The organism is Bacillus taeanensis (assembly GCF_003318295.1).
Taxonomy (GTDB): domain Bacteria; phylum Bacillota; class Bacilli; order Bacillales; family UBA6769; genus Maribacillus; species Maribacillus taeanensis.
Genome location: NZ_QOCW01000045.1, coordinates 1 through 8,417, shown reverse-complemented (window position 1 = coordinate 8,417; position 8,417 = coordinate 1). Strand labels below are relative to the sequence as shown.

Genomic DNA, 8,417 nt, shown 5'->3' with positions numbered 1-8,417 from the left:
GCCTGCCTCACGCGCTGCCTCATTGATGATATTCCATGCCTGCACGCGACTGATCGGCTTATCTCCCTGACGTGAAGGAAATAAAAAATCGGATGGAGCCATACGGTGGGTGTACCGTTCAATCTCGTTTTGTAAGGCCGACGGCATCTTCACTTTGCGAATGTGACCTGTTTTTTGCTCCCGTACCTTCAAATGCGTCGTGTGCGTGACGTCCATGGCACGCAACAGTAAAATGTCGCTGATGCGCAGCCCTGAGTTGATCCCAAACGTAAATAAGAAATAATCACGATAGGATTTATGTAAAAGATATTCTTTCATCTCTCGGATCTTTTCCGGATCACGAATCGGTTCGACAGTGCTTGCTCCTGCTCTTTTACGCATGATGATTCTCCTTCTCTTCCATTCGCTTTAATAATTCAATCAGTTGTTCATTTTGTTTCTGTACTTTCTTAAACCCTGATTCTACGGCAATGATTAACCAAAAGAGTAACGGGGCAATAGCTGCAAGTAACACGGAGATGATGCCAGGTTCAATATCCATTTCAAACCTCCAATATGTAAAATTCAGTAATACAAGTACATTCAATATGTTAAAGTAAAAACCCTTCGTTTTAAAGACAAACAGCCAAACCCTTGGTTTAATGAGGGTTTGGCTGCTTTTTTATGAAGTTGATGAGTTTAACAAAATAACACTTTTGTTAAACTAAGAAGCGTTGTCGGACGGCCTCTATTAAAATAAAAAAGTCAGGGGTAATCTATTGTATTCACGCTATTTCATTCTTAGAATTGGTGATGTTGAATTTTAAATAAAAAGTATAAATAAACCCTTATTTTTCAACCATTACGCTTTCTGTTTTGGGTATCTTCACTCGAGAAATCCCATATTTCTGATCTAACTTATGTCGTTGATTGAGTCGAAGACAAAAATAATAAAAATCATTTTCTGTCACCACGTAATAATGGCAGCCTTCATAACAAATCACTTTATTCAATATCATCACCCTTTCATTCTTAAAAAACACAACATTTTATCATATGCTGATTACTTTCTGTTATGAAAAAACTGAAGGGAATATATTTTTGCTTCTTATAACCCAAAAGAGCCAAGGTCAGGTTTGATCTTGGCTCTTTTGGACTTAACATTTTAGCATTTTTGTTAAATTCCAATAAGAAATTTATATTCTCTACTTAATTTGTAAATAATACCCAAGAGGTGATAATATGGATAAGAATAAATTAAAACTTACATCTTCCGAAGTAGGAACACTGTGGGGAGAATATGTAAACGGAACAATGACAGATGTAGTAAATAGATATATGTTATCTATTATTGAAGATGAATCAATAAAAAATATTTTTGAGGATGCTATCAAGACGTTCGCAAAACAAAAGAAACAACTCGTAACTTTTATGGAGAACGAGGGGTTTCCAGTTCCAATTGGATTTACTGAATCTGACCTCAATAAAGGTGCAGAGAGATTGTTCACTGACATATTTTGCTTACATTATTTACATATCATGACTTTACATGGATTGTTAGGACACACCACTTCATTAAGCGTTTCTGTTAGAAAAGACTTACGAGATTTTTACGATTCATGTGATAATGACGGAAAAATAATGTACCATAAAACAATTGAGTTATTGCTTGAGAAAGGGCATTTTCAGAGAGACCCTTTATTTTATCCTGCCAAGAACCCTGAATTTATTTCTAGCCAAGATTTTACAGATGGATTTTTCGGAAAAGGGAGACGTTTAACTGCAACAGAAATCATCAGTATTTCTTTCAACCTTAAAAAGAGTATTATGACTAAAACTCTTTCTATCGCATTCAGTCAAGTCACTCAAACAAAAGAAGCAAGAAAATTTTTAGAGGATTCCGAGAAAACGACTGACGGACAAATACAAACCCTTGCAAAAATAATGCACAAGGATAATTTGCCAGTTCCTATGTCGTGGGAAACAGAAGTGACAACTTCAACGGACTCTCCTTTTTCCGATAAATTAATGTTGTATCATATTGGTTTTTTGTTCCAAGCTGGACAGGTATATCATGGGACAGGTCTAGCATCAGCCATGCGAACAGATCTTGCAACCACTTACGAAAGTATCATTCTAAAAAATCTTACGGTTACTAAAAAATGGTTCAATATTATGGTACAAAATAAATGGTTAGAACAGCCCCCTCTTGCTCCTAATAGAAAAGAAATTGCAAAAGAAGTATAGTATAAATAATTGCTTGGGTATGTTCAGTGAGTAAAAACATATTTGAAAAACTAATATGGAGCATCGCACTTCCTGGATTTGGTCAGTATTTAAACGGAAAATATTTTAAAGGCACAGTATTTTTGGTACTTGAATTTCTGATTAATATACAATCCAATTTCAATCAGGTTATACTTATGAGTTTTCACGGGGAAATTAGTGATGCCATAAAACATACGAATTATCAGTGGCTGATGTTTTATCCATGTTTGTACTTTTTTTCAATGTGGGATGCCGTTAAAGATGCTGGTGGAGGTAAAGATCCTATTTCTTTCCTTCCGTATGTATTCACTGCGTTTTTTGTGACAGTTGGTTTGATTTTTTCATCAAACTTAGTGATATTTGGAGTATTATTGGGTCCTGTTTGGCTTCCAATGTTGTTTGTTTTTCCTGGAGTGGCGTTTGGAATTACTATTAAGAAAATCATTAATAACATTCTTTAAAAACCATCCTTTTTTAATAAGGGGATAGTTTTTGTTTATATAACTGCTCTTTAGTTAAACAAGAAAGAATGTAGTTTCCATAATGTGATCTTCTCGGAACCAACAAAAAGCCTAGAATCTATTTAATTAAATAGATTCTAGACTTTTTGTTGTAAAAAATAGATAAATCGCTTTTTCCCTTGATATGATAAAGGATGATAGACACCTTGTATCGAATTACATAACAGAGGTGATACGATATGACTGACAATACAGAAACGACAGAAAAGGCTTATACAACAAAGGATATCGCCCTTATGATCGATATAGCAGAACCTACTGTTCGTAAATATGCTCAAACCCTCGAAAAAGCCGGTTACCAATTTATCAAGGGTGAAAACGGAAACCGTATCTTTATAGAGAATGACGCTATGGTAATTAGACATTTGAAAGAATTACGAAAAAAAACAAATATATCGGTTGAACAAGCTGCAAATGTTGTAGTATCAAAGCACGAAAAGAAACCGATACAAGGTGTATCGCTACCCGATATACCCCAAAATCCCCAATATGATGAACGATACGAACAATTAGAAAAGAAAATTGATCAGCAAAATGAAATGATAGAAAAACTCATAACTACTTTAGAAGAACGCGATAAAAAGCGTGATGAAATGCTCATGCAGCATATACGAGAAGTTCAAGAAACAAAAAAACTCTTACTCGAAGAATCAAGCGAAAGTAAAAAAGGATTCTTTGCAAAATTATTCGGTAAATAATTATCATCGCTAAAAAGGATAAAGGTCGTAAGATCTGTTCCTTTTTGGCGATAGCAAAGAAATTTCCATACCTCAAGAAACAATGAACAGCTTCCTATTCCTTCTCAATTCAAATACAAGCCCTGAAATCGCCTTTTAAACTACGAAAAAACAAATCGAATACTTTTTCCTTATCAAGAAAATGAAAACAAGCTTAAAACGAAAATATAAGCATCTCATAAACACTCCATTTTACAACCTCGCTCTTTTCATAAAAAATCCCTTTATACATCACCTTTAAAACACTAAACTGCATCGATCATTCACATACTGCTCTCTCCCCATATCATCCAATCAACACAAATTACTCATCTAGCTCTCTAAACTCTTATTACATACCCCAAAATTCCCATTCACTCTCTCTACCTACTCAATCCAAAAATAATCTAAGAACACAGAGTCTCCTTCAACTTATCAAACTTAAACCCGGCCCCGGACGAAAACCGATTTCCTGACCTCTCACTATAAAACATATCAACGATAATGTTGTTAGTGAGAGGTCAGGAAAAAATCGCGGAAATATGGAGCGATTTAGGTTTTCGTCCGGGGCCGGGTTAGCTCACTATTCTCAATGTCAAAACCCTGTTATATAAATAAATTCTTTACACAAACCACAATAATATTTTTTAAAAACTATTTAAGTAAACTTTAAAAAAGGATTTTCATAGTTTAAAGGCTTTTTAAAGAGTTTTTAAACCTGAAGAAAGAACAGCATAAATAAATACATAAGAACAAAAAGAGTAGCTGCTAGATCCTAACGCGCTAACGCTTGTTTCGCTACCTCGCGACGAGGCTACATTCCCCAATCAAATAAAAATGCTCAAACTGAAAAGACGAAAATACCAAAGATCCCGAAAAAAAGTACAGAGAGAAAAAAGCCTGCAATAAGCAGGCAGGTACTCCGTACCCATAATATAAGCTGACGGACCATGTCACGGGAACGTATGTTTTTTAGATCTTTTTTATCTTCTCTATCTTTTATTCTAGTTTTATTTCTCAACCTCTTAATCCTCTCTAAACTAACCACTCTTCCCCGGCCGTCTCCTTCCTTTCCTCCTGTTCTCCTGACCTCATCCCAAGTGATGTTGTTGGGGTGAGGTCAGGAGATTCCAAGCGAAGATTGGAAAAGGTGGAAAGTTTGAAGGAGACGGCCGGGGAAGCCTTGCTGTAAATACGTTTTACCCCCTAATAACCTAAAGAAAACCCTAAAATACCCGTAGAATACAACTATTAACTAATAATCCATAAGTCAGTTAGATAGATAAAAAACCTAGAAAAAAGCTCCTAGTAAAGAAAAAAAGAAACTAAAAAAGCCTGCAATAAGCAGGCAGGTACTCCGTACCCATAATATAAGCTGACAGACCATTAAACTTTTTTGAGTTCCTTTACTAATTGACTAATTCTTCCCTTAGATAATTCTAATATTTGGGCAATCTCATTTTGTTTCAGCCCTTGTTCTAACAGTTCTTTAACTTTAAACAACTTGTCATCTGTTTTATCATGCTGCTGTTTAATATAATCCTCTCTCTTTTGTATACCGTGTTTACGTCGTTTAGTACGTTGATATTCCGTATTCCTTCTACGCTTTTCTACACCGTCTATAATCGTTGCAAGATGTTCTTGTTCCTCACGTGTAATACCTAACCAATCAATAATTTTGCTGTTGCGAAGGTTATAACCGGCCCCTGGATAGCCTTTGGATCTCGCAATCTCATTCGCTTTTTTATCACTTTTCGCTTCCCATGCTTTTTCGGCCGATCGAGTGGCTCGGACAACCTCATTTTCTGGTAATGGCTTTACAAATTCCTGGTTTAATTCAAGCGTATGACGTAATGCTTCAGCTGTATCTTGCAGCACGCAGCAGCTCCAATAGCGATACAAGAAACAAATTAGTTCCCGATAACCTTGAACATCATAATTTCTTAGTTCCACAAGTTTTATCAAGTCCTGTAAGCGTGAATGATGAAGACGATAAATATTATGTAATTGAAGGATCTTCGGTTTACGACCTTTTTTCTTAGGAGATGGGGTTAATTCCGGTAAGTATTCTTGCTGGATATCGCGTAATCTATAGCGATAATCATGACGATATTGAGCACTTACTACTTCACCGTTCTTGGAATTTACACTGCCAGCAATCCGAAAGACACGCGCAGCATCGATCGCCTTAGTATCACCACCCAGCTCCTTCAACTGTTCGACAAAGTAATTTTGAATAGACTGCCACAAAGGTAATGCCTGATGTGGGACTGGTTCAATAAACCAAATAAGAACAATGCCTCGTCCAGAAAAAATAATTAAATTGGGTTCTGGCAGTACAGTCTTAAAAAACTCTAAATCCAGCTTCCCTAAGACCCAATCAGGCTCAAAATTAAATAAGTGACTATCAATGTCTACATATAACGCTCGTAATTGCCGTATATTCTCCAATCGACGGAAGGGCTTATAAAAGGTATTCTGACTAAAATAAACGTCCTCTCCGATCCATTTCGTAAGCTTATGAGCTAATTCTGTCGGATGGTAATGATATTGTCTAAAGCCATTTTTGGTTTTTTTCGCAATAGTAATCCAGCCATCTGCATCATGATGATGAAACCAAGCATGGTATTGCGCTTCTTTTAAACAATCTATATTTTCCATAAAAAAATCCTCCCTTAGTACTGGAAGGATTCATACACCCTATGGTAAAATAAAACCACAATTGAATTTGTTTAGGGTATATGAATACCTTCGTTTTTTGAGAGAACCCCGAGCCGGCCAAAGCATAGGGGTTTTTCTCATGTTTAGAATGTTTATATCCATTCTATCAAACTTTTACCAACCTTGTTAGACGAAAGAAGACTTAAGTCTTCTTTTTTTCATCTTAAGATTAACGATTTTAATAGACTCCTTATAGGTAGCTGCCTTTCTTTTGCAATGAATGGAGGACCATCCATATTTCTATCTTTCATTGCAGCATAGCACCTTTTTATTAATATAAAAAAGGTGAATAACATTTCATATCGAATGAAATACATATGAATGAAAGATGAAAGGAATGTGAAAGATGCTTGTTTCTGAACTGCTTGAACGTCTAGATCATGGAGAAAACATGAAAGAAATCTGCAGCCATTTAAATCTTAGCCCTACTACAATCCAGCGTAAATTAAAAAAGTTAGGTTATACTTTTAACAATTCTTCAAGACGTTGGGAATGGTCTAAAACAGACAAAGAACCCTCCAATCCTAATTTATTAGAACTGATTAACAAACCTGTTGCATCTCATGTGAAATCAAATTCACCTAATAATTCATCAAAGGTGAATACAAGTAATTCAGAGGTTACTGAAGGTGAAGAATCAATGAACAGCATTTCATCTGTTATTCATCTTCCATTCACACAAGATGAAATCCAAAGCTTAAAAACTATCATCAGAGAATGGAAACAGGGTTCTCAAAGTAAAGAACAAATCCATGATCATGCTGCACTATACGAACGGATCAAAACATTAAAACAAGAAGAAAAAACAAGAAAGACTATTGTCATCAATCAATCGATTGGACAAGCTTTTGATGAGTTTACCACACGAGAAAAGGTGAACAAATCCGATGTGCTGCATTTAGCATTAGAAGACTTTATTAAAAAGTACTCTTCCTAATCAAACAGCCACCGTTATGCAAACGGTGGCTGTTTTTGACTTACCATAAACCTGATTATCGGAATCATTCAAAAAAATATTGAAAATATGTACATTTGATAGCATAAATGCTATCATTAAGGTAATACTATATAGCAAAGGTTGAAGCCTATGACGTATGAAATCATTTATGAAGGAAACGTCAAAGAATTTGAAGATTACTTAGTGGAACAAGCACGACAGGAAGTGCAGCAGAAGGGGAGAAAAGGTATTTGGTGCCGCATAACAGACATTTATGTACGACAATTAAGCATCATCAAACATGATCCTTTTCCACCTGAAGAAACAAATCAAAGTGACGATGAAAATCCTCCCTCCATTAAGCATTTAAAAATGAATGTCACGTTCGATAACTTTTATAGATGGGGGATACCAGGAGGAAGAGCAGGAAATCATCGTATTCTATTTGCCATCCATAATTATCATAAAGTGGTGTTACTGCATTATTTCGACAAACAGTACAATGGAGCTATTCATCGTGAAGACATTGAACCAGCTGAAGCCTGTTATGAAGATTATTGTATTGTTGATCCTTTTTACTGATTTCCTTTAAGAAAGGATGTGTAACGATGAGTGATATTTTCAAAAAGTATGGTGACATTGTTGGTGATCAACATGTTAAAAAGCTTCAGCATCAAGGTTATATTGCTGCCCAAATCAAAAAGAAGCGTCGAGATTTAAATATGTCGCAGCAAGAGCTCGCTGATTTAATTAAGAAACCCAAATCAACGATTGGCCGGATTGAAGCCGGCTTAACGATTCCTCGTGTAGATACGCTATATGATATCTCAAAAGCGTTAGGGATACCTATCGTGATTGATGGGACAAATCCTGATTCCAAAAACACTTATGTAGAAGTATAAAACAACATAAAATCAAGAACCCCCGATGAACTCATCGGGGGTTCTTGATTTTATTCACAACGGTTATAATGAAAATTCATTCAGCGCTGCATCCACCATGTCGTCATTGATTCCAATATATCGTAACGTAATGGAAGGAGAGGAATGGCCAAAAATCTGCTGCAGCATCGCCACATCCTTCGTGCGCTGGTAAAAATGATAGCCGAAGGTTTTCCGCAGCGTATGCGTCCCAATCGGGCCCGGCACGCCTGCCTCACGCGCTGCCTCATTGATGATATTCCATGCCTGCACGCGACTGATCGGCTTATCTCCCTGACGTGAAGGAAATAAAAAATCGGATGGAGCCATACGGTGGGTGTACCGTTCAATCTCG

Annotated in this window: 10 protein-coding genes; 6 read left to right on the top strand and 4 right to left on the bottom strand. The window is 36.2% G+C overall.

What is annotated here, in order from left to right; all coding sequences use genetic code 11:
• On the bottom strand, positions 1–381 hold a 381-nt coding region (locus tag DS031_RS23070; protein WP_113808514.1), incomplete at its 3' end, for a tyrosine-type recombinase/integrase.
• Positions 374–541, bottom strand: coding sequence for a hypothetical protein (locus tag DS031_RS23920; protein WP_181833299.1), 168 nt, complete (start codon positions 539–541; stop codon positions 374–376). The genes DS031_RS23070 and DS031_RS23920, both read right to left, overlap by 8 nt.
• Before the next feature lie 680 nt (positions 542–1,221).
• Here DS031_RS23920 and DS031_RS23065 point away from each other — a divergent pair.
• The 3 genes from DS031_RS23065 to DS031_RS23055 all read left to right on the top strand — a co-directional run bounded on the left by DS031_RS23065 (position 1,222) and on the right by DS031_RS23055 (position 3,466).
• On the top strand, positions 1,222–2,226 hold the full coding sequence (locus tag DS031_RS23065) for a DUF3231 family protein (protein ID WP_113808513.1): 1,005 nt from the start codon (positions 1,222–1,224) through the stop codon (positions 2,224–2,226).
• Between the two features lie 26 nt (positions 2,227–2,252).
• Positions 2,253–2,708 (top strand): hypothetical protein, encoded by a 456-nt coding sequence (locus DS031_RS23060; protein ID WP_113808512.1) that lies wholly within the window; start codon positions 2,253–2,255, stop codon positions 2,706–2,708.
• A gap of 239 nt (positions 2,709–2,947) precedes the next feature.
• Positions 2,948–3,466 (top strand): DUF3967 domain-containing protein, encoded by a 519-nt coding sequence (locus DS031_RS23055; RefSeq protein ID WP_113808511.1) that lies wholly within the window; start codon positions 2,948–2,950, stop codon positions 3,464–3,466.
• A 1,404-nt stretch (positions 3,467–4,870) separates the two neighbouring features.
• On the opposite strand, the gene DS031_RS23045 is transcribed toward DS031_RS23055, so the two are convergent.
• A complete protein-coding gene (locus DS031_RS23045) occupies positions 4,871–6,145 on the bottom strand; it encodes a replication protein (RefSeq protein WP_113808509.1) in 1,275 nt (424 codons plus the stop codon).
• 406 nt (positions 6,146–6,551) lie between these two features.
• Here DS031_RS23045 and DS031_RS23040 point away from each other — a divergent pair, with 406 nt between their 5' ends.
• From DS031_RS23040 to DS031_RS23030, 3 genes are all read left to right on the top strand, one after another.
• Positions 6,552–7,142: a helix-turn-helix domain containing protein gene (locus tag DS031_RS23040; RefSeq protein WP_113808508.1), complete on the top strand. Its 591-nt coding sequence runs from the start codon at positions 6,552–6,554 to the stop codon at positions 7,140–7,142.
• A gap of 150 nt (positions 7,143–7,292) precedes the next feature.
• Positions 7,293–7,724, top strand: a complete 432-nt coding sequence (locus tag DS031_RS23035) for a type II toxin-antitoxin system RelE/ParE family toxin (protein ID WP_113808507.1) — start codon at positions 7,293–7,295, stop codon at positions 7,722–7,724.
• A 26-nt stretch (positions 7,725–7,750) separates the two neighbouring features.
• Entirely contained in the window at positions 7,751–8,044 is a 294-nt protein-coding gene (locus DS031_RS23030; RefSeq protein WP_113808506.1) for a helix-turn-helix domain-containing protein, read from the top strand.
• Between the two features lie 63 nt (positions 8,045–8,107).
• On the opposite strand, the gene DS031_RS23025 is transcribed toward DS031_RS23030, so the two are convergent.
• On the bottom strand, positions 8,108–8,417 hold a 310-nt coding region (locus DS031_RS23025), incomplete at its 5' end, for a tyrosine-type recombinase/integrase (RefSeq protein ID WP_142675814.1).

Bases quoted from the DNA above. Each gene is read 5' to 3' on its own strand.
- DS031_RS23920 (WP_181833299.1), bottom strand. From the start codon at position 541: ATGGATATTGAACCTGGCATCATCTCCGTGTTACTTGCAGCTATTGCC.
- DS031_RS23065 (WP_113808513.1), top strand. From the start codon at position 1,222: ATGGATAAGAATAAATTAAAACTTACATCTTCCGAAGTAGGAACACTG.
- DS031_RS23055 (WP_113808511.1), top strand. From the start codon at position 2,948: ATGACTGACAATACAGAAACGACAGAAAAGGCTTATACAACAAAGGAT.
- DS031_RS23045 (WP_113808509.1), bottom strand. From the start codon at position 6,145: ATGGAAAATATAGATTGTTTAAAAGAAGCGCAATACCATGCTTGGTTT.
- DS031_RS23040 (WP_113808508.1), top strand. From the start codon at position 6,552: ATGCTTGTTTCTGAACTGCTTGAACGTCTAGATCATGGAGAAAACATG.
- DS031_RS23035 (WP_113808507.1), top strand. From the start codon at position 7,293: ATGACGTATGAAATCATTTATGAAGGAAACGTCAAAGAATTTGAAGAT.
- DS031_RS23030 (WP_113808506.1), top strand. From the start codon at position 7,751: ATGAGTGATATTTTCAAAAAGTATGGTGACATTGTTGGTGATCAACAT.